The sequence below is a fragment of the Antarctobacter albus genome (assembly GCF_900101505.1).
GTDB lineage: Bacteria > Pseudomonadota > Alphaproteobacteria > Rhodobacterales > Rhodobacteraceae > Antarctobacter > Antarctobacter albus.
The window spans coordinates 118,973-141,686 of record NZ_FMZI01000012.1 but is presented as its reverse complement, the minus strand read 5'-3'; the positions used below and the strand labels follow the sequence as shown (position 1 = coordinate 141,686).

Annotated in this window: 20 protein-coding genes and 1 rRNA gene; 11 read left to right on the top strand and 10 right to left on the bottom strand. The window is 64.5% G+C overall.

Annotation, left to right across the window (positions count from 1 at the left end; genetic code table 11):
- A partial coding sequence (locus BLQ71_RS26695) for a hypothetical protein (protein WP_217629826.1) occupies positions 1 to 217 on the bottom strand: 217 nt, incomplete at its 3' end.
- Between BLQ71_RS26695 and rrf the strand changes: the two genes are divergently transcribed.
- A 5S ribosomal RNA gene (rrf, locus tag BLQ71_RS19815) occupies positions 206 to 320 on the top strand. The two genes, BLQ71_RS26695 and rrf, sit on opposite strands and share 12 nt — an antisense overlap.
- An 83-nt stretch (positions 321 to 403) precedes the next feature.
- Here the strand turns inward: rrf and BLQ71_RS19810 are convergent.
- The 7 genes from BLQ71_RS19810 to BLQ71_RS19780 form a co-directional block, all read right to left on the bottom strand.
- Entirely contained in the window at positions 404 to 1,594 is a 1,191-nt protein-coding gene (locus BLQ71_RS19810) for a LysR family transcriptional regulator (RefSeq protein ID WP_074622961.1), read from the bottom strand.
- A gap of 1 nt (position 1,595) precedes the next feature.
- Positions 1,596 to 2,900 (bottom strand): TRAP transporter large permease, encoded by a 1,305-nt coding sequence (locus BLQ71_RS19805; protein WP_074622960.1) that lies wholly within the window; start codon positions 2,898 to 2,900, stop codon positions 1,596 to 1,598.
- A complete protein-coding gene (locus BLQ71_RS19800; protein ID WP_074622959.1) occupies positions 2,897 to 3,409 on the bottom strand; it encodes a TRAP transporter small permease in 513 nt (170 codons plus the stop codon). Before BLQ71_RS19800 ends, BLQ71_RS19805 begins: the two co-directional genes overlap by 4 nt.
- Positions 3,410 to 4,387: a TRAP transporter substrate-binding protein gene (locus BLQ71_RS19795; RefSeq protein ID WP_074622958.1), complete on the bottom strand. Its 978-nt coding sequence runs from the start codon at positions 4,385 to 4,387 to the stop codon at positions 3,410 to 3,412.
- A gap of 120 nt (positions 4,388 to 4,507) precedes the next feature.
- Positions 4,508 to 5,914, bottom strand: a complete 1,407-nt coding sequence (gene ligM, locus BLQ71_RS19790) for a vanillate/3-O-methylgallate O-demethylase (RefSeq protein WP_052244814.1) — start codon at positions 5,912 to 5,914, stop codon at positions 4,508 to 4,510.
- A 31-nt stretch (positions 5,915 to 5,945) separates the two neighbouring features.
- Positions 5,946 to 6,671, bottom strand: coding sequence for a GntR family transcriptional regulator (locus tag BLQ71_RS19785; protein WP_074622957.1), 726 nt, complete (start codon positions 6,669 to 6,671; stop codon positions 5,946 to 5,948).
- Positions 6,672 to 6,924: 253 nt separating this feature from the next.
- Positions 6,925 to 7,842, bottom strand: coding sequence for an aminotransferase class IV (locus tag BLQ71_RS19780; RefSeq protein WP_074622956.1), 918 nt, complete (start codon positions 7,840 to 7,842; stop codon positions 6,925 to 6,927).
- 94 nt (positions 7,843 to 7,936) lie between these two features.
- Between BLQ71_RS19780 and BLQ71_RS19775 the strand changes: the two genes are divergently transcribed.
- The 3 genes from BLQ71_RS19775 (at position 7,937) to tdh (ending at position 10,816) form a co-directional block, all read left to right on the top strand.
- Positions 7,937 to 8,497, top strand: coding sequence for a helix-turn-helix domain-containing protein (locus BLQ71_RS19775; protein WP_074622970.1), 561 nt, complete (start codon positions 7,937 to 7,939; stop codon positions 8,495 to 8,497).
- A 94-nt stretch (positions 8,498 to 8,591) separates the two neighbouring features.
- Positions 8,592 to 9,779, top strand: a complete 1,188-nt coding sequence (locus BLQ71_RS19770) for a glycine C-acetyltransferase (protein ID WP_074622955.1) — start codon at positions 8,592 to 8,594, stop codon at positions 9,777 to 9,779.
- Positions 9,776 to 10,816 (top strand): L-threonine 3-dehydrogenase, encoded by a 1,041-nt coding sequence (gene tdh, locus BLQ71_RS19765; RefSeq protein ID WP_074622954.1) that lies wholly within the window; start codon positions 9,776 to 9,778, stop codon positions 10,814 to 10,816. The genes BLQ71_RS19770 and tdh overlap by 4 nt, the downstream gene beginning before the upstream one ends.
- 84 nt (positions 10,817 to 10,900) lie before the next feature.
- On the opposite strand, the gene BLQ71_RS19760 is transcribed toward tdh, so the two are convergent.
- The gene (locus BLQ71_RS19760) at positions 10,901 to 12,304 is read right to left on the bottom strand and encodes a helix-turn-helix domain-containing protein (RefSeq protein ID WP_074622953.1); all 1,404 of its coding nucleotides are present in this window, start codon (positions 12,302 to 12,304) and stop codon (positions 10,901 to 10,903) included.
- A 141-nt stretch (positions 12,305 to 12,445) separates the two neighbouring features.
- Between BLQ71_RS19760 and BLQ71_RS19755 the strand changes: the two genes are divergently transcribed.
- The 6 genes from BLQ71_RS19755 to BLQ71_RS19730 all read left to right on the top strand — a co-directional run bounded on the left by BLQ71_RS19755 (position 12,446) and on the right by BLQ71_RS19730 (position 18,903).
- Positions 12,446 to 13,648 carry a pyridoxal-phosphate-dependent aminotransferase family protein gene (locus tag BLQ71_RS19755; RefSeq protein WP_074622952.1) on the top strand — a complete coding sequence of 401 codons (1,203 nt, stop codon included), beginning with the start codon at positions 12,446 to 12,448 and terminating at the stop codon, positions 13,646 to 13,648.
- A gap of 86 nt (positions 13,649 to 13,734) precedes the next feature.
- Complete coding sequence (locus BLQ71_RS19750; protein WP_043145902.1) at positions 13,735 to 14,694, top strand: HpcH/HpaI aldolase/citrate lyase family protein; 960 nt, start codon at positions 13,735 to 13,737, stop codon at positions 14,692 to 14,694.
- Between the two features lie 23 nt (positions 14,695 to 14,717).
- Positions 14,718 to 15,893 (top strand): malate--CoA ligase subunit beta, encoded by a 1,176-nt coding sequence (locus BLQ71_RS19745; RefSeq protein WP_043145901.1) that lies wholly within the window; start codon positions 14,718 to 14,720, stop codon positions 15,891 to 15,893.
- 12 nt (positions 15,894 to 15,905) lie between these two features.
- Positions 15,906 to 16,802 carry a succinate--CoA ligase subunit alpha gene (sucD, locus tag BLQ71_RS19740; protein ID WP_043145900.1) on the top strand — a complete coding sequence of 299 codons (897 nt, stop codon included), beginning with the start codon at positions 15,906 to 15,908 and terminating at the stop codon, positions 16,800 to 16,802.
- A complete protein-coding gene (locus tag BLQ71_RS19735) occupies positions 16,799 to 17,668 on the top strand; it encodes an HTD2 family dehydratase (RefSeq protein WP_229754919.1) in 870 nt (289 codons plus the stop codon). The genes sucD and BLQ71_RS19735 overlap by 4 nt, the downstream gene beginning before the upstream one ends.
- Positions 17,665 to 18,903 carry a CoA transferase gene (locus tag BLQ71_RS19730; protein WP_074622951.1) on the top strand — a complete coding sequence of 413 codons (1,239 nt, stop codon included), beginning with the start codon at positions 17,665 to 17,667 and terminating at the stop codon, positions 18,901 to 18,903. Before BLQ71_RS19735 ends, BLQ71_RS19730 begins: the two co-directional genes overlap by 4 nt.
- 96 nt (positions 18,904 to 18,999) lie before the next feature.
- Here the strand turns inward: BLQ71_RS19730 and BLQ71_RS19725 are convergent, their stop codons facing one another.
- Positions 19,000 to 19,908 (bottom strand): hydrogen peroxide-inducible genes activator, encoded by a 909-nt coding sequence (locus BLQ71_RS19725; RefSeq protein ID WP_043145894.1) that lies wholly within the window; start codon positions 19,906 to 19,908, stop codon positions 19,000 to 19,002.
- A gap of 202 nt (positions 19,909 to 20,110) precedes the next feature.
- Between BLQ71_RS19725 and katG the strand changes: the two genes are divergently transcribed.
- Positions 20,111 to 22,276, top strand: coding sequence for a catalase/peroxidase HPI (gene katG, locus BLQ71_RS19720; protein ID WP_074622950.1), 2,166 nt, complete (start codon positions 20,111 to 20,113; stop codon positions 22,274 to 22,276).
- Positions 22,277 to 22,714 lie beyond the last annotated feature (438 nt).

The window sequence follows — 22,714 nt, the reverse complement described above, 5'->3', positions numbered from 1 at the left end:
GCTTGATTTGATCCAGTAACAGCAAGGTTGAAGACAACCTCGTTACGGACTTCAAGGCATACACCATACGTGTCATGACATGGACAACAGCTTGATTGATGCCGCACCTGGCATGGTTGGGTGTGGGCTCCCGTGACATTTGCTCCGCAAATGCACTGACGCCCACCAAAACCATCGCCGCGTCGCGGCAATGGTTTTTACTCGGTTTGGTGGTCATAGCGTGAGCAAAACACCCGGATCCATTCCGAACCCGGCCGTTAAGTGCCACCGCGCCAATGGTACTGCGTCTCAAGACGTGGGAGAGTAGGTCGCCGCCAAACCTAGTAAAAACCAAATCACTCTATGCGACATACGAAACAAGAGCCCCGTCCGGTTTATCCGGCGGGGCTTTTGCTGTTTCGGATCAGAAATTTCGAGCTGCCTCTTTCAGCAGATCCAGCATGCGGCGTTGGGCGGTGGTCGGCATCCAGTCGCGGCGAAGTGTGACGCCGATCTGGCGTGCGGGAACATCCGGTTGAATCGGAAGTGCTGTCATCAGGCCGTGCTGTACCTCGGCGGCAGCCTGCCAGCCGGAAATGCAGCCAAGCATCTCGCTCTGACGCAGCGTTTCCCGCATCAAGAGGACAGAGCCGCTTTCGATGACGTTCTCCGGCGGTCTCAATCCGTGTTTGGCAAAGAACTCTTCGAATTGACGCCGGGCAGGGGCGCCCAGGCGGGGGACGATCCAGGGCCATTGAACCAGGCTTGCGATTGTCGGAGCGGATTCCTTTGTCAGCGGATGCCCGGGGCCGGACACGAAGCACAGACGATCGTCGAAGAGCGGGTGTTGTTCGACCTCCGCGACCGGAGCGGGATCTCGCAACGCTCCGATGATGGCATCGACCTCGCCGGCAACGAGGCCGGCCAGGAGATCCTCATAGCGACTGTCGTGTACGATGACCGGCGTTTCGGGTCGTTCCTGCCGGAAGGCGACCAGTGCCGCGGGCAGGAGGTTGGTTCGCGAGAGGGGCAGGGCGCCCAGAACCACGCGCCCGCCTTCGCGCCCGTCGAACTCTGCCAGGTCCGCCTCTGCCTGGTCCAGCTCGGCAAAGGCGAGCCGCGCGGCCCTGCACAGCGACAGGCAGGCCCGTCGGGGGACCAATCCACTGCGCGCCCGGTCGAACAAGGATCGACCCGCCGCACGTTCCAGCTCGGTCACGGCGCGATGGACCGTCGGTTGCGCCAGGCCCAGTTGCCGTGCGGCCAGAGTGACATTGCCGCTCTGGGCGGTTGCGATCAGCGCGATCAACTGGGAATGCGTCACCACGCGCGACAGGCCGGGGGCAAGGGCATCGAGGGCTGGGTCCAGCCGGTCGAGCGCGCGCCGGACCCTTGCCAGCAGTACCTGACCGCGATCCGTCGGAAAGGCTCCGGTACTGTTGCGGTCGAACAGGGCGCTGCCCACGGCCGTTTCCACCTTGTGCAAGGCGTGCGTCACGGCGGTCTGGGACAGGCCGCTGACCTGGGCCGCTCCGGTCAGCGAACGGTGTTCTGCTATCGCAGGCAAGAGACGCAGATGTCTCAGGTTGCGCGGGATCGACTGCCCTTCTGTCACGTCAGTTGAACATCGTATTTGGCAGGATCAGCGAGATTTGCGGGAAGGCAATCAGGACCGCCAGCGTCGCGATCATCGCCAGCCAGAAGGGCAGGACCCCGCGAAAGATTGTCCCCAGTTCGACCTTGGGCGCCACCGACTTGACGATGAAGACGTTGATTCCCACGGGGGGCGAAATCAATCCCATTTCAAGTGTCAGGACCACCAGTACGCCGAACCAGATCGGGTCGATCCCCAGCTCGACAATGACGGGAAAGAAGATCGGCAGGGTCAGGACCAGCATGGCAAAGCCTTCGAGAAAGCAGCCCAGCACAAGGTAGACGAAGAGGATCACCACGAGGGTTCCGATTGTCCCTGCTTCAAGCCCGGCAAGGAACTCTCCGACGACGGTGGGAATATGGCTAAGGGCCAGGAAGGGGTTGATCATATGCGCCGCGATCAGGATCAGCATCACCGTCGCGGTGGTCACGATACTGTCCTTGGAGGCCTCCCAGAAAGCGCGGACCGTCAGGGTGCGGGTGACGATCCCGTAGAGGATCACCAGCCCGGCGCCGACCCCCGCTGCCTCTGTCGGTGAGAAGAGACCGGCGTATATGCCGCCGATGGTCAACAGGATCACCACGAGGATCGGCAGCGCGCCCAGCAGCTTGCGGCTTTTCTCGTCGATCGTGGTGCGGGGACCGGCAGGGCCAAAGGCGGGGCGCACCCAGCACATGATGGTGATGGTCAGGATAAAGGCGCTCAGCAGCAGCAGGCCGGGCAGGACGCCCGCAAGGAACAGCCGCCCGATGCTTTGTTCGGTCAGGATGGCATAGATGACAAAGCCGGTGGAGGGCGGGATCAGGATGCCCAGCGTGCCACCGGCGGCGACCACGCCCGTCGACAGGCGCGGGTCATAATCGAAACGGTCCATCTCTCGCAGGGACACCTTGCCCATCGTCAGGGCCGAGGCGACGGAAGACCCCGACAGGGCCGCGAAGCCGCCGCAGCCAATCACCGTGGCCGAGGCCAGCCCGCCGCGGACCTGCCCGATCACCGCGTAGGCGGCATCGTAGAGTTGTCGGCTCATCCCGGTGACGGTTGCCACGTTGCCCATAAGGATGAACAGGGGAATGATGACCAGTTCCGGGTTCGAGGCCAAGGTAAAGGTCTCGGAGGCCAGCAGCCCCATCGCCGCGTTCCAGCCGTTCAGGTGCCAGATCCCCAGAAAGCCCACCAGGAACATGGCAAAGGCCACGGGAATGCGCAGCATCAGCAGGATCAACAGGGCGGCGATGCCCATCAGGCCGATGGCGCCGATTGTCATGTGGTCTTGCTCCATTCACCGCGCACGTCGCGTCGGGACAGGGTCAGTTCCACCGCCCGCAGGAACATGCCCAGAGCGGTCAGGACGGCGAAGCCGCAAAGGCCCCACTGGAACCAGGCCTTGGGCAGACGCAGCAGGTTTGTCGACAGGTTCAGCATCTGGCTCAGCTTGGCGCTTTCCCAGACCGCCCAGGCGATGAAGGCAAAGATCACGGCTCCAAGGAGGGCCGAGAAGATGTCGATGATGAGGTTCATCAAAGGCGGATAGGTCTTCTGGAACAGGTCGACCGCGATATGCCCGCCGTTGCGGTCACAGAGCGCCATGCCGCCAAAGACAAGCATGACCATGATCATGGTGATCAGGTCCTGGCTGCCGAACATCGGATGACCGAAGGCGCGCCCGATCACGTCCACCAGGATCACGCCGACCTCCGCGATCAGCGCCAGGGCGCCGATGGCCGCGGACAGGCGGATCAGCCCGTCCGCGGTTTTCCTGAGGGCGTTCAGCACTCACTCGCCCCGCATCTTGGCAAGCGCGGCCTCTCCACTGACCTCGCCGACGTAGCCGTTCACCACGTCGGCGACGGCATCCGCAAAGGCCTGCGCCTCTTCCGGGCTGAGGTCGATCACCACGTTGGTGTCGTCGGCGCGGGCCGCTTCAAGCGCGGCATCGGCGGTTGCGTTCCAGGCCATTTCGGCGGATTTGGAAACCTCCATGCCGGCGACGGCGTCGACAGCGGCCTTGGCATCCGCCGACAGCTTGTCATAGGACGACTGGCCCATCACCGTGTAAAAGGCGAGGCGGCCAAGGTTGGCACCAACGGTATAGCTGTTGGCGACCTCGTCCAGCTTGAAGTCCGACAGGGTCGAGGCGCCGGTGATCACGCCGTCGATCAGGCCGGTCTGCAGGGCGTTGTAGACCTGGTTGATCGGCATTTGCACCGGGGTCGCGCCAAGGGCTTCGGCCACTTCGGCGGCTGTGGCGCCGGCGACGCGGACCTTCAACCCCGCAAGGTCCGCAGGGGTGCGGATCTGCACGTCCTTCATGATGAAAATATTCGGTTCCGAGGTCCAGAGCGCGATCGGCTTGGTGGCCGGGAATTCTCCCTTGATCTCGTCGAAGGCGGCCCAGAGTGCCTCGTACCCCGGCTGGTCCAGCGGGATGGCATTGGGCAATTCGACGATCATGGTCTTGCCGAACTGCGAAGAGGTGTACCCCGGCAGACCCCAGACCATGTCGGCGACGCCCTGAACGGCGCGGACGTATTGTTCGACCGGACCGGCTCCCAGCTCGCCGCCGTGATAGCCGCGCACGCTGACTGCGCCATCGGTGGCCGCCGAAAGATCGGCGTTCAGCTTTTCGATCACGCTGGCGTTGATGGTGTGGAAAGGCGGGGTGAAATTGGCGAATTTCAGCTCCTGCGCCTGGGCACTCATGGCAGAGGCGACGGCAAGTGCGGCGCCCGCGATCAGATGGGTCATTTTCATTAAATTATCCTCCCGGTTGGTACGACCGGCCCTCCCCGGCGCGGTCCATCCCCGGGCAAAGTAGTGCATGACCTTGCCCGGGACACAAATTCATTCCGCCCGAAGGCGCATGAATCCTTTTTATTCCGCCGCCTTCGTCCGCCAGCTGTCGGCGTAGTTCTCGCGGGCTTCTTTTGCATAGGGCGTGGGCGAGACGCGTACCCGGATCTCTGCCTGCTTGTGCTTTTCGGTCGAGGTCTTGGCGGTATCGTCCGGTTCACCCCAGCGCAGCGTCAGCACGTCGCCAACCTGCACGTCCTTGTGCACCACGCCCAGAGACAGCATGCAGCGTTCGTTCCAGCTATAGCCGTTGAACATCGACATGCCGACCATCTGGTCGCCCTGCATCACCATGTCGGCGCTGGAGGAGGCATAGTTGGGCTGCGGGAAGTCGATCCACTTGTAGGGCGTGCCCTCCTCGAACCCGCTGGCGATGACCTTCAGCACGTCCTCGCGGTTCCACTCAAAGGTAACCTTCTTGCGGTGGGCGCCCTGGGCCTTGATCTTTTCCAGTGCCGCCTTGCCGATGAAGTCGTCCTTTTTCCAGCCGATGTAGAAATCATAGCCCAGCTCGAACGGGTTGACGTAGTAGTCCTCGATGTTGTCGCTGACAAAGCTGCCGCCGATGGCGCCTGCCGCTTCGTACATGTCGGCACCCAGCCAGTCGCGGTAGTCCGCAAGCATCCCGTCGCCGGTGTAGATGCCCGGCAGGGGAGAGGGGATCCAGCCGGATTCCAGCGTGTTGGTCGAATAGGCCCGGCTGCCGCATTGCACGATGTTCACGCCGGCCTCTTTAGCGGACTCCAGGATCACCGAGTGGATGTAATCCTTGTCTTTGTAGGGGCCCCAGACCTCCAGCCCCGGCGCGCCGGACATGCCGTGGCGCAGCGCCTGCACCTTCTTGGAGCCGATGTTGATCCAGTCGACGTGAAAGAACTTGATGTCCGGGATCGGGCCGCCGTTCATCTTCTCGAAGATCTTGTAGGCCTCGGGCCCCTGGATCTGATAGCGGTAGTGCTCGCGCAGCACGCGCTCGCCCTCGGGGCGCGACGGCGAACGGGGATCGTGGCGCAGGCGCACGTTCCACTTGCCCCAGGCGGCGGCGAACATCAGCCAGTTCGAGGTCGGCGCGCGACCGACGAGGATGTATTTGTCCTCGCGCTCGCGGAAAATGATGTGGTCGCCGATGACATGGCCGTTGGGCGTGACCGGAACAAAGTGCTTGGCCCGGTTCAGGTCGAAATTGGCGAAGGAGTTGATGCCGTGGTGCGACAGGAACTCCGTCGCCTGCGGGCCTTCGACGATGACCTCGTCCATGTGGTGGCTCTGGTCGAACAGCACCGCGCTTTCGCGCCAGGCGGCCTGTTCATTGCGCCAGTTCTGGAATTCCGGCGTCACCACCGGGTAGACATACATCCCGGCCTGGCTGTTGCGCAGCATCTCGACCGGGGTGTTCCACTTCTTCATTGCGTCGTTCAGACTGGGCATTGTTGGTTCCTCTCTCCCTGTGTCAGTCGTGTCACTCCGCGATCAGCGACAGGCCCGGCACCTTTTCCGCAAGGGCCGGCTCTTCCCTGGTCACGTAGTCAAGGTTGGTGCGCGCCAGGCGCGCGTGTTCGCGGGCCAGCGCCTCGGCGCGGCTGCCTTGGCGGTCCATGATCGCCTCAAAGATGGCGCGGTGTTGTCGCTGCGCGCGGGTCAGGCTTTCGCGGAAATCGGGGATCAGTTCCTGCCCCTGCATGAAAGCCGAGGGGGATGCGGCAGGCAGGCGTCCGGCGCGCGCGACCTCGCGCGCCACGACGGGACTGCCTGCAAGGTTGGCCAGCAGGTCGTGGAATTCGCCGTTCAGGGCGACATAGGCTTTGAAATCAAGCGTGCCTGACACCGCTTCGTCCAATTGCGTCAGGACGGTTTCCATGCGCTCGGCCAGTTCCGGGACGGCACCACGTTCGGCGGCAAGGCGGGCCGCGGTGCCTTCAAGCACGCCGCGCATCTCGATCGCGTCGTGGATGTCGGCCCGCGTGAATTGCGCCACGCGGCAGCCACCGGTTTCGATGCGTTCCAGCAGGCCCTCGTCCACCAGCCGGTCCATCGCCTGCCGCAAGGGAGTGCGAGACAGGTCCAGCCGCTCGGCCAGCGCAGTTTCGGCCAGCCGCTCTCCCCCGGCGTAGCTTCCGTTCAGCACCAGCGACCGTAGTTCGATCAGGGCCCGCGCAAATTGCGCGCTGCGTTCCTGGCGATTCATGGGTCTCCTCCCCCAAGTCTCGCCGGGAAAGGTATTCTGTATACATCATCTGTCAAATAACTTTTTTCGGGGGCTATTTTGGGTCCATTTCGTCGTTTCTGTATACAGTGTGCTTCGGGCCAAGAGGGCTGAGCCACCTCGCGTCAGCGGGGGAGAGTTTTCGTTTCTGAGTTTCCGATGGGACTCAAGGCGCCGCAGTGGTGTTCCGCGATGTATCAATGGCGTCTGAACCGGCGCCTCTTGGGCGCCGTATTCAGGCGTCGCGCCGGATCATTTCCTTGTAGAGAGTACGGATGCGGTGAAACACCGGTCCCGCCTTGCCGCCGCCGATCACCCGCCCGTCGATCTCGAACACCGGGGTCTGTGCGCCGAAGGTGCCGGTCAGAAAGGCCTCGTCGGCGCCATAGGTGTCGACCAGAGAGTAGTTGCGTTCATGGACCGGGATTCCGTTCTGGCGGCAGATGTCGATCACCTTTTGCCGCGTGATCCCGTTCATGCAGTAGTCCCCGGTCGAGGTCCAGACCGCGTCCTTGCGCACGATGAAGAAGTTGCAGGCATTGGTCGTGTTCACGAATCCGAAGGGGTCCAGCATCAGCGCCTCATCGGCGCCAGCGCGGACGGCATGGTTCAGCGCGATGATGCAGTTCAGCTTGGAATGCGAGTTCAGCTTGGCATCCTGGGTCAGGGGCAATCCCCGGTGGTGCGGCACTGTGAACAGGGAAATGCCCCGGTCGATGACGCTGTCGTCGGGTTTCGAGTGTTCGGCGATGATGACGATCGTCGGGCCATAGATGCTGAGATGCGGGTGTTGAAAGGGTTTGCGCTTGCGCCCGCGTGTCACCATCAGCCGGATGTGCACATCCGTGGTCATGTCGTTGGCCGCCAGCGTGTCCCATATGGCCTGGGTCAGTTCCTCGCGCGTCTTGCCGATCTCCAGCTCCAGGTAGAGCGCGGCCTCGTAAAGCCGGTCGAGGTGGTCATCCAGAAAGGGAATCTTGCCGTCATAGAGTCGCAGCCCCTCCCAGATGCCGTCCCCCAACAGGAACCCGCTGTCATAGACGGAGACCCGCGCCTCGTCCCGGTGCACGATCTCGCCGTCGACGTAGATCCGGATATCATCGTTGCGCGCATCCGGCGCGGCGTCATGGGTCGAAACATAGTCGTCGGTCATCTTGTTCCCCTCTGGTTCGGCGCGATGTTGACATGGCGCGATGCCAGAGGAAAGCGGGCTTGCCCGGCGTGCGGCGCGGCGGTATTCCTCCGGTATGACGGAAGACACTGACGCCATCTTGGCCAAACTCCCCGCCCGGCTGCGCGAGGCGCGCCGGGCACAGGGGCTATCTCTGGACGCCGTGGCCAAGCTGTCGGGGGTCTCCCGCAGCATGGTCAGCCAGATCGAACGGGGCGAGTCCTCGCCCACCATCGCGACGCTCTGGAACCTGACACGGGCGTTGCAAGTGGACTTTGCGGGCCTGCTCGAAGAAGGCCCGGCGCGCCAGATCGAGGTGCTTCGGTCCGGGGACGTGCCCACGATCGAGCAGCGCGGCAGTGGCTGCACGATCCGCATCCTGTCCCCGCCTGAAGAGGCCGGCCGGCACGAGGTCTACGAGCTGCGCCTTTCCGCCGGCGGCATCCTGGACAGCCTGCCGCATGCGCGGGGCGCGCGCGAGCATCTCAGCGTGATCGAAGGCGAGGTCGAAGTGACCAGCGGTTCGGGCAGCGACCGGCTTGGTCCCGGCGATACCGCGCGCTATGCGGCGGACGTGGCGCATCGGATCGCGGCGCTGAGCCCTGCACGCGCCTTTCTCGTGGTTCAGGATGCGTGATTTGACAGTATAGCGGAAAAAAATCCGTAATTACGAAAATCCCCTATTTCGGAATTTTGTCCGTCATGTTAGCTTGCTCGCAATGGAGGCTGACATGACACACCGATTCCTGACCCATCTGACCGAGACCCTGAGCCAGATCGAGGCCGACGGCATGATGAAGCGCGAGCGCCTCATCACCTCGCCGCAGGGCGGTGAGATCATGGTCGATGGCGAGACGAAAATCTGTCTCTGTGCCAACAACTACCTTGGCCTGGCCGATCACCCCGACCTCATTGCCGCGGCTCAGGCGGCGATGGAGCCGAAGGGCTATGGCATGGCCTCTGTCCGCTTCATTTGCGGTACGCAGGACCTGCACCGCGCGCTTGAAACCCGGCTGGCGCAGTTCCTGGGCAAGGACGACTCGATCCTCTTCGCGGCCTGTTTCGACGCCAATGGTGGCCTCTTCGAGCCGCTGCTGGGACCGGAAGACGCCGTTATCTCGGACGCGCTCAACCACGCCTCGATCATCGACGGGATCCGCCTGTGCAAGGCGCGGCGCTATCGCTACGCCAATTCCGACATGGCGGACCTGGAGGCACAGTTGAAACAGGTGCGTGCGGATGGTGCACGGTTCGTCATGATCGCCACGGATGGCGTATTCTCGATGGATGGCTACCTGGCGAAGCTGCCCGAGATCACGGCGCTGGCTGAAAAATACGAGGCGCTTGTGATGGTCGATGACTGTCACGCCACCGGCTTCATGGGGCCGAAGGGGCAGGGGACGCCGGCGCATTTCGGTGTCGACGTCGACATCCTGACCGGCACGCTGGGCAAGGCCCTGGGGGGTGCCATCGGTGGCTATATCGCCGGGCCGCAACCGGTGATCGACCTGTTGCGCCAGCGCGCGCGGCCCTATCTGTTTTCCAACGCCCTGCCGCCTGCGGTCGTGGCTGCGGGGATTGAGGCCATCCGGTTGGTCGAGGAAGGCGACGCCTTGCGCGCGCGGCTCTTCGACAACGCGGCCTACTGGCGCGCGGGCCTGACTGACCTGGGGTTCGACCTGCTGCCGGGGGAGCATCCCATCATCCCGGTCATGCTGGGCGAGGCAAAGCTGGCGCAGGAGATGGCGGCGAAACTGTTCGACAGGGGCGTCTATGTCTCGGGCTTCTTCTTTCCGGTGGTGCCCAAGGGGCAGGCGCGTATCCGCACGCAGATGAGCGCGGACCTGACGCGCGAGAACCTGGACAAGGCTCTTGGGGCCTTTGGCGCCGTGGGGCGCGAACTTGGGGTGATCAAATGACCAGCAACCAGATGAAGGCGCTTGTGAAGGCGAAACCCGAGGAAGGGTTGTGGATGGAGCGTGTGCCGGTGCCGGAAATCGGGCCGGATGACGTGCTGATCAAGATCAGGGCGACGGGCATCTGCGGCACGGACATCCATATCTGGAACTGGGACGACTGGGCGCAAAAGACGGTGCCTGTCCCCCTGGTGACCGGGCATGAGTTCGCCGGCGAAATCGTCGAGATCGGGCGCAACGTGGATGACCTGACCATCGGCCAGCGGTGCAGCGGCGAAGGGCATCTGATCGGCAAGCACTCGCGCCAGTCGCGGGCCGGAAAGTTCCACCTCGATCCCGAAACACGGGGCATCGGCGTGAACGAGCAGGGGGCCTTTGCCCAGTACCTGCGCCTGCCGGCCTTCAACGTGGTGCCCCTGCCGGACAGCATCCCGGACGAGATCGGGGCGATCCTCGATCCGCTGGGCAATGCGGTGCACACGGCGCTGAGCTTCGACCTCGTGGGTGAGGACGTGCTGATCACGGGTGCGGGGCCGATCGGGATCATGGCGGCGGCCGTCGCGCGGCATGTCGGCGCCCGGCATGTCGTCATCACGGATGTGAACCCGGACCGGCTGGCGCTGGCGGGGCAGGTGGCGGACGTGGCGCCGGTGAACGTGGGTGAAGAAGACCTGAAGGACGTTGTGGCACGGCTGGGCATGAAGGAAGGTTTCGACGTGGGCCTTGAGATGTCCGGCAACCAGCGGGCGCTGGACCAGATGGTCGAGACGCTGGTGATGGGCGGGCGCATCGCGCTCTTGGGCATTCCGCCGGGCAAATCGCCGGTCGACTGGTCGCGCATCGTCTTCAAGGCGATCACGATCAAGGGCGTCTACGGTCGGGAAATCTTTGAGACCTGGTACAAGATGATCGCCATGCTGGAAAACGGGTTGGATGTCAGTCGGGTCATCACCCACCGGTTCCCGGTCGACAGCTTCGAAGAGGGGTTTGCGGTGATGAAATCGGGCAAGTCCGGCAAGGTGGTGCTGGACTGGGCGTGACGGGACACCCTGTACGTTTTGTACAAAACGTACAGGGAATCCGGCATTTTGTACAAAGCGGTAAGGTCTTGATAACGGGTGGCCTCAGACGGCGTAGCGTGTCGCGCCTCGGCGGTTCTCGTCCACCGGCTCGGACAGGACCACCGCCTGGTGCGCGCGCTGATCGCAGTTGGCGCGCGGGCAGACCCGGCAGTTGATGCCGATTTCGGCCGCATGCGGCTGCCGGACGTTCAGGTCCTCGGCGTAGCCGATGCTGCCGACGTGTTCCATCGCGCAGCCCATCGCCACCGCCAGCCGCACGTCCTGCCTGTGGCGGGCAAAGCTGGGGCGGTCCACCGTGCGGGCAAAGACGAAGAACTGCGAACGGTCCGGCATCTCGGCCACCTGGGGCAGAATCAGGCCCGGTGTCCGGAAACAGGTGTGCACCTCCAGCCGGGGGCAGGCGCCGCCGTATTCCGCCAGGTGAAAGTCGGTCGAGTTGAATCGCTTGGTGACGTTGCCGGCCTTGTCGATCCGCAGGAAGAAGAACGGCACGCCCCGCGCTCCGCTGCGTTGCAGCGTGGTGGCGCGGTGGCATGCCTGTTCGAAACTGACACCGAACCGCGTGGCCAGGTGGTCGAAGTCGTATTTGCTCTGCAGTGCCTCGGCCAGGAAACGGTCATAGGGCATCAGCACGGCGGCGGCAAAGTAGTTGGCCAGTTCCACCCGGCAGCGCGCGCGCCCCTTGGCGTCGGTCAGCCCGCTGCGGCCAAGGATGTCGTCCAGCAGGTCCTTCTGTTCCACCAGCGCGGCCACATGGACCAGCTGGAACACCCGGTTGGGATGGTCCAGCGCCTCGGACAGGCGGACCTCGCGGCGTTCGTCGTCATATTCCCTCAGCGAGGTCGGCATCTCGGCCACCGGGACCAGCCGAACCCGCAGGTCCAGCCGGTGCCGCAGCCGTAATTTCAACGCCGGATAGATGTCGTCGGGCGCCACGTTCTCGCCGAACCAGAACCCTTCGGCGGCCTGTTCAAGTGCCTCGAAGTGGTTGCGGTTGCTGCGGAAAAAGTTGTGCACCACGGCCTCGGAGGTCTGCGGCAGGACACGCTGCCCGGTCTCGCCGGAGCTGGCCACGCTCATCAGCTGGTCATTCGTCGCCATGAAGGCGCGGTGCAATTTCAGAAAGCAGGCAGCCAGGTCCGGACTGTGCGCCAGCGCGGCGCGCAGCTGCGGCAGGTCGGGGCGGGCGCCCTCGAACAACGGGTCCTGAAGGACGGCGCGGATGTCGGCCAGTTGCGCCGTGTCGTCGTCCTCGGCGATGTCGCGCCAGTCGACGCCATAGGCCTCGAAAAGCTTGAGCAGGACCGGCACCGACACGCTGCGCTCGTTCTTTTCCAGGAGGTTCACGTAAGAGGTCGAGATGCCCAGGCGCTTGGCCATCTGCACCTGGGTCTGGCCGTGTTCGATGCGCAGCCGGCGCAGGCGGGGTCCGATGAAGGTCTTCATGGTATTTTACAGTATACTAAATTTTACATTTTGACAATTGTGGGTGTTTGTAAAATCTCGCATTTACAGCAGGACCCGGCTTTGTTTCCAGTTTCTGAATGTCTGGCGCATGGTGGCTTTCAACCGCAAGGGAGGAGCACCATGCGCACCGGACAGACCCATCTTTTCATCCCCGGCCCGACCAATGTGCCGGAGGCCGTGCGCCAGGCGATGAACGTCCCGCAGCAGGACATGCGCGCCAGCGACTTTGGCAGCCTGACCCTTGGCCTGTTTTCCGACCTCAAGCGCGTGTTCAAGACCGCGACCGGCGAGGTCATGCTGTTCCCCGGCTCCGGCACTTCGGCCTGGGAGGCGGCGATCACCAACACGCTGAACCCCGGCGACAAGGTGCTGATGGCGCGTTATGGCCAGTTCTCGACCCTCTGGGTCAAGATGGCCGAGATGCTGGGCCTGGAACCCATCGTCGTCGATCTGCCCTGGGGTGCCAGCGCGCCGGTGGGCGAGTTCGAGCGGATCCTGGGCCGCGACGTGCACGATGAGATCAAGGCCGTCTTTGTCACCCACAACGAAACCGCGACCGGCGTCGTGTCGGACGTGGCGGCGGTGCGCCGCGCGCTCGACAGCACGTTCCACGATGCGCTGCTGTTCGTCGATGGTGTCTCCTCGATCGGGTCCATGGATTTCCGGATGGACGACTGGGGTGTCGACCTGGCCGTGACCGGCAGTCAGAAAGGCATGATGATGCCGGCGGGCCTGGGGATCCTGGGTGTCAGCCAGAAGGCGCTGGAGGCGTCGAAGACGGCCACCATGCGCCGCGCCTACTACGATTTTGCCGACATGCGCGCCTTCAATGCCGACGGCTATTTCCCCTATACGCCGCCGACGCCGCTGCTGCACGGGCTGCGCGCCTCGCTGGACCGGATCTTTGCCGAGGGGTTGGAGGCGGTCTTTGCCCGCCACGCGCGTCTCGCCGAGGGCATCCGCCGCGGGGTGAAAGCCTGGGGGCTGGAACTGGTGGCCGAGCATCACAGCTATTACTCGAACACCGTCAGCGCGATCCGCGTGCCCGAGGGCGTGGATGCCCGCGAGGTGCTGCGCATCGCCTATGACGATCTCAACGCCTCTTTCGGGTCCGGCCTTGGTCGTCTGAACGGCAAGGTTTTCCGCATCGGCCACCTGGGCGATTTCAACGAGGGCATGGCGCTGACCGCGCTCAGCCTCGCCGAACTTTCCCTGATGCGCGCGGGCGCCGCCGTGGTCCCCGGCTCTGGCGTCGGTGCGGCGCAGGCCTGGTTCGCGGGCGATATCGAGTACCGGCAGCCCTTCGCGGTGGCCGCCGAGTAACCCCATCCCGACACCCGGGACCCTATGAACGCGCCCCTGCATGGGACGCGGCCGGTCCCCTCATGTTTTGAAGAAAGGTAAGATCCATGTCCCACACGCTGCACCCGCTGCGCAAACAGCGCCTGCACCGCTCTGAACTGGCGGTGCCCGCGTCGAACCCCGCGATGGTCGAAAAGGCCGCCGACAGCGCCGCCGACTATGTCTTTCTGGATCTCGAAGACGCGGTGGCGCCCCCCGAAAAGGACCAGGCGCGCAAGAATGCCGTCGAGCTGCTGAACGACATCGACTGGGCCGGCAAGGGCAAGACGGTTTCGGTGCGGATCAACGGGCTGGACACGCATTACATGTACCGCGACGTGGTCGATATCATGGAAAAGGCCGGCGACCGGGTCGAGACGATCCTGGTGCCCAAGGTGGGCGTGCCCGCCGACCTCTACATGGTCGAGGCGATGATCAACCAGATCGAACAGGCCTGCGGCCTGACCCATCGCGTCGGCCTGGAGGCGCTGATCGAAACCGCGCTGGGCATGGCGAATGTCGAGGCGATTGCACAATTCGGCGGCCGGCTGGAGGCGCTGCACTTTGGCGTGGCCGATTACGCGGCCTCGATGCGGGCGCGCACCGTGAACATCGGCGGGCTGAACCCGAACTACCCGGGTGACCAGTGGCATGCCTCGATCACCCGCATGGTCATCGCCTGCCGCGCCTACGGGCTGCGCGCCATTGACGGGCCCTTTGGCGATTTCGCGGACGGGCAGGGCTTTGTCGATGCGGCGCGCCGTGCCGCCGCCCTGGGCTGCGAGGGCAAATGGGCCATCCACCCCAGCCAGATCGCGATGGCCAACGATGTTTTCAGCCCGCCCGAGGCCGAGGTTTCCAAGGCCGAGCGGATCATCGAAGAGCTCAAGGCCGCAGAGGCCGCGGGCAAGGGGGCGGCCAGCCTCGATGGCAAGATGATCGACGCGGCCAGCGAAAAGATGGCCCGCAACGTGATCGACATGGCGCAGGCGATTGCCGCCAAGGAAACCGGCATCGCCGCAGAATAACCCGCGCAGAGGGAGGATGAGAAATGGACATTCATGAACACCAGGCCAAGGAAATCCTGAAGAGCTTTGGCGTCCCGGTGCCGCGCGGCGGGCTGGCCTATTCGCCGGAACAGGCGGCCTATCGCGCCCGTGAACTGGGCGGGAACGCCTGGGTCGTCAAGGCGCAGATCCATTCCGGCGGGCGCGGCGAAGTGGGCGGCGTCAAGGTCTGCAAGTCCGAGCAGGAAGTGGCCGACTTCGCCCGTGGCCTGCTTGGCCGGCAGCTTGTCACCAAGCAGACCGACGCCAACGGCAAGGGCGTGTTCCGGCTCTGGGTCGAGGAAGCTTCTGACATCGCGCAGGAACTCTACCTGGGCTTTGTCCTGGACCGGAAGACCGAGCGCATCATGATCGTCGCCTCCGGCCACGGCGGGATGGAGATCGAGGACCTCGCCGAGGAAGATCCCGACAGCCTGGTGCGGTCGGTGGTCGATCCGGCGGTGGGGCTGGCCCTGTACCAGGCGCGCGAGCTGGGCTTCCGGCTGGGGCTTGAGCCCAAGCAGGTCGACCAGTTCTCGACCTTCCTGCGGGCCTGCTATCGCGCCTATCGCGATCTTGACGCCATGATGGTCGAGATCAACCCGCTGGTCATCACCGGGTCGGGCGACCTGGTGGCGCTGGATGCGAAAATGTCCTTTGACAGCAACGCACTGTACAAGCATCCTGCCATCGCCTCGCTGCGCGACCCGTCGCAGGAAGACCCGCGCGAGGCGACCGCCTATGACAACGGTCTCGCCTATGTCGGCCTTGATGGTGACATCGGCTGCATCATCAACGGCGCCGGGCTGGCGATGGCCTCGATGGACATGATCCAGCTGGCCGGGGGGCAGCCGGCGAACTTCCTCGACATCGGCGGCGGCGCCTCGCCCGAACGGGTCTGCCAGGCCTTCCGCACGGTCTTGTCGGACCAGAATGTCTCGGTGATCCTCGTGAACATCTTTGCGGGCATCAACCGCTGCGACTGGATCGCGAAGGGTGTGATCCAGGCCTACAAGGAGGTCGGTATCGACCTGCCCGTGGTGGTGCGCCTGAGCGGCACCAACGTCGAGGAAGGGCAGAAGATCATTCGCGAAAGCGGTCTGCCGATCATCTCTGCCGACACGCTGGAGGAAGCGGCCGAGAAGGCCGTCGCCGCCCGCCCGCAATCCGCCGCAGCCTGAGGAGTACGCGATATGGCTATCCTGATTGATGAAAACACAAAGGTCGTCGTCCAGGGCCTATCGGGCCGGATCGGCCAGTTCCACGCCCAGGAGATGATCGAATACGGCACCAAGGTCGTTGCCGGCGTCACCCCCGGCAAGGGCGGCACCACGGTGCTCAACCGCCCGGTCTTCAACACCGTCCGCGAGGCGGTGGAGGCGACCGGCGCCGAGGCCTCCCTGCTTTTCGTGCCGCCGGCCTTTGCCGCCGATGCGATGATGGAAGCCGCCGATGCGGGCATCAAGACGGCGGTTTGCGTGACCGATGGCATCCCGGCGCAGGACATGATGCGGGTGAAACGCTTTCTCCGTCGCTACCCGCGGGAGCGCAAGATGCGCCTGATCGGGCCGAACTGCGCGGGCATCATCAGCCCCGGCAAGGGCTTCATGGGCATCATGCCGCCGCATATCTACATGCCGGGCCGCGTGGGCATCGTCGGACGCTCGGGCACATTGGGGTACGAGGCCGCCAGCCAGATGAAATCGCTGGGCATCGGCATTTCCTCTTCCATCGGTATCGGCGGCGATCCGATCAACGGATCCAGCTTCAAGGACATCCTGGAACTCTTTGAAAACGATCCGGAAACCGATGCTATCATGATGATCGGCGAGATCGGTGGCCCGCAAGAGGCAGAGGCCGCCGCCTATGTCCGCGATCACATGACCAAGCCGGTGGCCGCCTATATCGCGGGCCTGGCCGCGCCCAAGGGGCGGCAGATGGGCCATGCGGGAGCGATCATCAGCGCCTTTGGCGAAAGCGCGCAGGAAAAGGTCGAGATCCTCTCCTCTGCCGGGATCACCGTCGCGCCGAACCCTTCGGCGATGGGGCGGACGATGGCCGAGGTCCTGGGCATGAAGGCGGCAGCATGAGCGCCGCGTCCCTCATGGAGCCGGACTATACCGACTGGATCGGGCGGACAGAGACCCGCGAGGGGGGCGTCACGCCCAACCTCGCGGGGATGCAGAACGCCGCCGTCAGCCACGACCTGTCCCCAGAGCGCGATGTGCGCCCGGGGATGGAACTGCCAAGCCTTTGGCATTGGGTCGCTTTCCCAGAATTCGTCCCGATGAGCGACCTGGGCGAGGACGGGCATCCGGCGCTGGGCGGCTTCCTGCCGCCCTTGCCGTTCCGGCGCCGCATGTGGGCGGGAGGCGATGTGCGGTTCGCCGGTGTGTTCCACGTCGGAGAGCGGCTGACCAAGGTCTCGACCATCCGGGCGGTGACGCAGAAGGAAGGCAAGACAGGGCCGATGGCCTTTGTCACGGTGGACCACGTGACCACCGGCGATCAGGGCGGCGTGATCGAAGAAGAACAGAACATCGTCTACCTCGACATCCCGCCGGTCTTTCGTCCGCCGCGCCAGGTGCCGGTGCCCGAACGCATGGCCTACGATGAGCGTGTGCCGATGAACGAGGTTCGTCTTTTCCGTTATTCTGCAGCGACTTACAACGCACACCGCATCCACTATGACCTGCCGTACGCGCAACAGGTGGAGAAATACCCGGCGCTTGTCGTGCATGGCCCCATGCAGGCGACAATGGCGATCGAGGCCGCCGAGCGGCACACGGGCAAGGCGCCCGCGCGCTTCACCTACCGGGTGGTGCATCCGATGTTCCACGACGCCGACCTGCGCCTTGTGGGCGCCCTGGATCCGGCGGGCGGGGCCATCGAGGTCGGGACGGCCACCTTCGAGGACTACCTGGGCCTGCAGGCAAGGATGGAGTGGACGACATGAGCGGCATTCTGGACGGCATGCGCGTGGTCGAAAGCTCGGCCTTCGTGGCGGTGCCCCTGGCGGGCATGACCCTGGCGCAGATGGGCGCGGACGTGATCCGGTTCGACCTGCCGCAGGGCGGTATGGACTATAAGCGTTGGCCTGTAACCTCCTCCGGAGAAAGCCTTTTCTGGGCGGGGATGAACAAGGGGAAACGCTCTGTCGCGCTGGATGTGAAGTGCCCGCGCGGGCGGGAGATCGCGCAGGAAATCATCTGTGCCCCGGGCGAAGATGCGGGTCTGTTCATCACCAACCTCGCGGCCAAGGGCTGGACCGACTACGAGACACTGAAGGCCCGCCGCGAGGACCTCTGCATGGTCTCCCTGCGTGGCGACCGGCACGGGAAACCGGCGGTGGATTACACCGTGAACCCCTCTCTGGGGTTTCCGATGGCGACGGGGCCTGAAGGGTCGTCCGACCCGGTCGCCCATGTCCTGCCGGCCTGGGACTGCATCGCCGGGAACATGGTGGTGTCCGGTCTCCTGGCGGCGGAAAGAGCGCGTCTTCGCAAGGGGTTGGGGCAGTTTGTTGATCTGACTCTGAAGGATGCGGCGGCGGCGATGCTGGGCAACCTGGGCATCATCGGTGAGGTCGCGGTTAACGGGACCGACCGGGCTAAGGCGGGCAATTCGCTCTACGGTGCCTACGGGCAGGACTTCGTCTGTGCCGACGGTCGGCGCGTCATGGTGATCGCCCTGACCCCGCGCCAGTGGAAGAACCTGATGAAGGTCACAGGCACCGAGCAGGACATGGGATATCTCGCGGCGCGACTGGGCGTCGACCTGATGCAGGAGGGGGCCCGCTGGACTTATCGGGCCGAGATCACAAAAGTGCTAGCCCCCTGGTTCTCACGGCGCAAGGTGAGCGATTTTTCATCGGATTTCGACAAGAGCGGCGTGACCTGGTCGCAGTTCCGCAGCTTTGCCCAGGCGCTGCGCGAGGACCCGGACCTGTCGACCGGGAACCCGATGTTCTCGGAAATCGAGCAGCCGGGGATCGGTCGCTACCGTGTGCCCGGTTCGCCGTTCAGTTTCGCCGGGATCGCGCGTGAGGTGCCGCGCCCCGCGCCGCAACTGGGCCAGCACACAGAGGAGGTCTTGGCCGATGTGGCGAAACTGCCGGAGGGCGAGATCGGCAAGCTGATGGACGAGGGCGTGGCGGTTCAGCCGCGCGGCGATTTCCGCCTGGCCTCATGACCATCGCCTGCTGAAATGGTGGTCAGGTTGCTCCCCGCTAAACAGAAGATCTGACCATAACACCCCGGGAAGCCACGGTTTCCCGGGGTCTCTGCATCAATTCGGTGACAGCCGCTCGGCCATCGCCGCGGTGCGGACGGTTTCCGAGAAATGGCGGAACTGCTCGGACAGGGGGCTGGAATTGCGCCAGACCATGCCGATCGTGCGTGTCGGTTGCGGCTCGGCGAACCGGGCGATGGAGACACGGGCGGCGGGCGTCTCGACGGGCACCGCCATTTCCGGGATCAGGGTCACGCCCAGCCCGGCCCCGACCATCTGCACCAGTGTCGTCAGCGATGACCCGTCCAGCCCGTCGCGCGGGGTGGCGGAACTCAGCTTGCAGAAACTCAGCGCCTGGTCGCGAAAGCAATGCCCCTCTTCCAGCAGCAGAAGGCGCATCTTTTTCAGGGCCTCCCCGTCGGGCACGGGGGCGTCCGCATCGGCCTCTGGCCGGACGAAGACAAAGCTCTCGTCGAAGAGCGCCACCTCGTGCAGCCCGGTTTCCCCGACCGGCAGGGCCAGGATGGCGGCGTCGATCTTGCCCTCGTGCAATTCCACCAGCAGGCGGGGCGTCAGCGTTTCGCGCACATGCAGGTCAAGCCCGGCGTTGTTGCGGTTCAGCTCGGCAAAGAGGGCGGGCAGCAGGTAGGGCGCGACGGTCGGGATCACACCCAGGCGCAACCGGCCGACCAGATCGCCCTGGGCGGCGCGGGCGAGGTCGTCGAACTCGTCCACGGCGCGCAGGATGTCGACCGCCCGGCTGAGACAAGCCTCGCCCAGGGCGGTCAGCCGCACCTGGCGCGCGCCGCGTTCGAAAAGCGGCGCGCCAAGGTCAGCCTCCAGATCCCGGATCTGCACCGACAGGGCGGGCTGCGAGATCGAACAGGCTGCGGCGGCGCGCCCGAAATGGCCATGCCGGGCCAGCGCCTCGAAATAGCGGAGTTGGCGGAGCGTTAGGTTCTTCATAGGAGAAAGTTATGTCGATGATGAGAAAATACAACTTAAACATATGATCATCCCTTGTTAGAAACATTCTAGGGTATGAGGGAGCGAGTCGCCCTGCCGGCCGGCGAGGGCCCCGCGCGGCGCGCGTCCTCCCCAGAGAGAGACAAGGAACGGGTCGGGCCGCGAAGGCCCGGACCGACGTTTATGACCAAGGGAGAACATCATGGACGGCAATGATATGGCGGGCAAATGCCCGGTCATGCACGGTGCGATCACCGAGACCGGCACATCGGTCACGGACTGGTGGCCGAAGACGCTGAACCTGGACATCCTGCACCAGCATGACAGCAAGTCGAACCCGCTGGGCGCGGATTTCGACTACCGTGAAGAGGTCAAGAGCCTCGACTTCGAGGCAGTCAAGGCAGACGTCAAGGCGCTGATGACCGAGAGCCAGGACTGGTGGCCGGCGGACTATGGCCATTACGGCGGCTTGATGATCCGTCTGGCGTGGCACTCGGCCGGGTCCTATCGCCTGGCGGACGGGCGCGGTGGCGGCGGTCACGGCAACATCCGCTTCGCGCCGCTGAACAGCTGGCCGGACAACGGCAACCTCGACAAGGCGCGCCGCCTGCTGTGGCCGGTCAAGAAGAAGTATGGCAACAAGCTGAGCTGGGCCGACCTGATCCTGCTGGCCGGCAACATGGCCTATGAATCGATGGGCCTGAAGACCTATGGCTTTTCCTTTGGCCGCGAGGACATCTGGCACCCGGAGAAAGACACCTACTGGGGTGCAGAGCGCGAGTGGCTGGCGCCGTCCGACAACCGATATGATGACGTGGCCAAGCCGGACACGATGGAGAACCCGCTGGCAGCGGTCCAGATGGGCCTGATCTACGTGAACCCGGAAGGCGTGAATGGCCAGCCCGACCCGATCAAGACCGGCGCGCAGGTCCGCGAGACCTTTGCCCGCATGGCGATGAACGACGAGGAAACCGCGGCCCTGACCTGTGGCGGCCACACCGTCGGCAAGGCACATGGCAACGGTGACGCCGGCGCGCTGGGTGCCGAGCCCGAGGGCGCGGACGTCGAGACCCAGGGTTTTGGCTGGATCAACCCCAACCTGGACGGCAAGGCGACCAATGCCGTGACCTCCGGCATCGAGGGCGCCTGGACCACCAACCCCACCAAGTGGGACATGGGCTATTTCAAGCTGCTGTTCGGCTACGAGTGGGAGCTGACCAAGTCGCCCGCAGGCGCGAACCAGTGGCGCCCGATCGACATCAAGGAAGAGGACATGCCGGTCGATCCCACGGATTCGTCCAAGCGTGTCATGCCGATGATGACCGACGCCGACATGGCGATGAAGATGGACCCGATCTACAACGAAATCTGCCAGAAGTTCATGGCGGACCAGGCGTATTTCGAGGACTGCTTTGCCCGCGCATGGTTCAAGCTGACCCACCGCGACATGGGCAACCGTGATCGCTACATCGGCCCCGACGCCCCGGCCGAGGAGCTGATCTGGCAGGATCCGATCCCCGCCGGGTCGACCGGCTACGATGTGGCCGCCGTCAAGGCCAAGATCGCGGCAAGCGGCCTGTCGACCGCCGAGATGGTCGCCACCGCATGGGACAGCGCGCGGACCTTCCGCCAGTCCGACCTGCGCGGCGGTGCCAACGGTGCGCGCATCCGGCTTGCCCCGCAGAAGGACTGGGAGGGCAACGAGCCGGCCCGCCTGGCGAAAGTGCTGCAGGCGCTGGAGCCTATCGCGGCAGAGACCGGCGCTTCGGTTGCGGATGTCATCGTGCTGGCGGGCAACGTCGGTGTGGAACAGGCCGCGAAGGCGGCGGGTTTCGACATCGAGGTGCCGTTCACGCCGGGCCGTGGCGATGCCAGTGCCGAGATGACCGACGCCGAGAGCTTTGACGTGCTCGAGCCGGTCGCGGACGGGTTCCGCAACTGGCAGAAGAAGGACTACATCGTCAGCGCCGAGGAACTGCTTCTGGACCGGGCGCAGCTGTTGGGGCTGACCGGGCCGGAAATGACCTGCCTGCTGGGTGGCATGCGTGTCATGGGCACCAACCACGGCGGCACGGCGCATGGCGTCTTTACCGACCGCGCGGGGGCCCTGACCACCGACTTCTTCGTCAACCTGACGGACATGGGCTTCAAGTGGGTGCCCGGTGGGGACGGCACCTACGAGATCCAGGACCGCAAGACGGGCGAGGTCAAGTTCACCGCGACGCGCGTGGACCTGGTGTTCGGCTCGAACTCGATCCTGCGGGCCTATGCCGAGGTCTACGCCCAGGACGATGGCGCCGAGAAGTTCGTGAAGGACTTTGTCGCGGCCTGGACCAAGGTGATGAACGCCGACCGTATCGACGCCTGATCACGGCGGGTTGGATGAGTTGAAGGGGCGCTCCGGGAGACCGGGGCGCCCTTTTTCGTTTTGCGGTCGCCGGGACGGGACTGTTTGCGGCTGCGCCGCAAAGACGCCCGCCCGCCGACCCCTTTGCACAGGCTGCGCCTGTTCTTCGCTTTCGGAGTCACCAGGGAACAAGCATCGCCTGTTCTCCTGCGCCCGCCCTCGCTTTTTTGCTGCCTGAGCCCGCCGTCACCGAAGCGCAAGGGCAAGCCGCCTGCCGGCGGGGCTGCGCCCCCTTGCGCTTCGGCGCCGTCCGGCTCTCATCGGCATCAAGCGAGGGAGGGCTCCGGGGAACAGGCTGAGCGCGGGTCCGATGCGGGTGGGATGCGTTGGGGATGAAACGTTACCGAAATGGCAAATTGTGAGAATAGTGTAACTTTTTCTTGCGCGAATCTCTGAGCT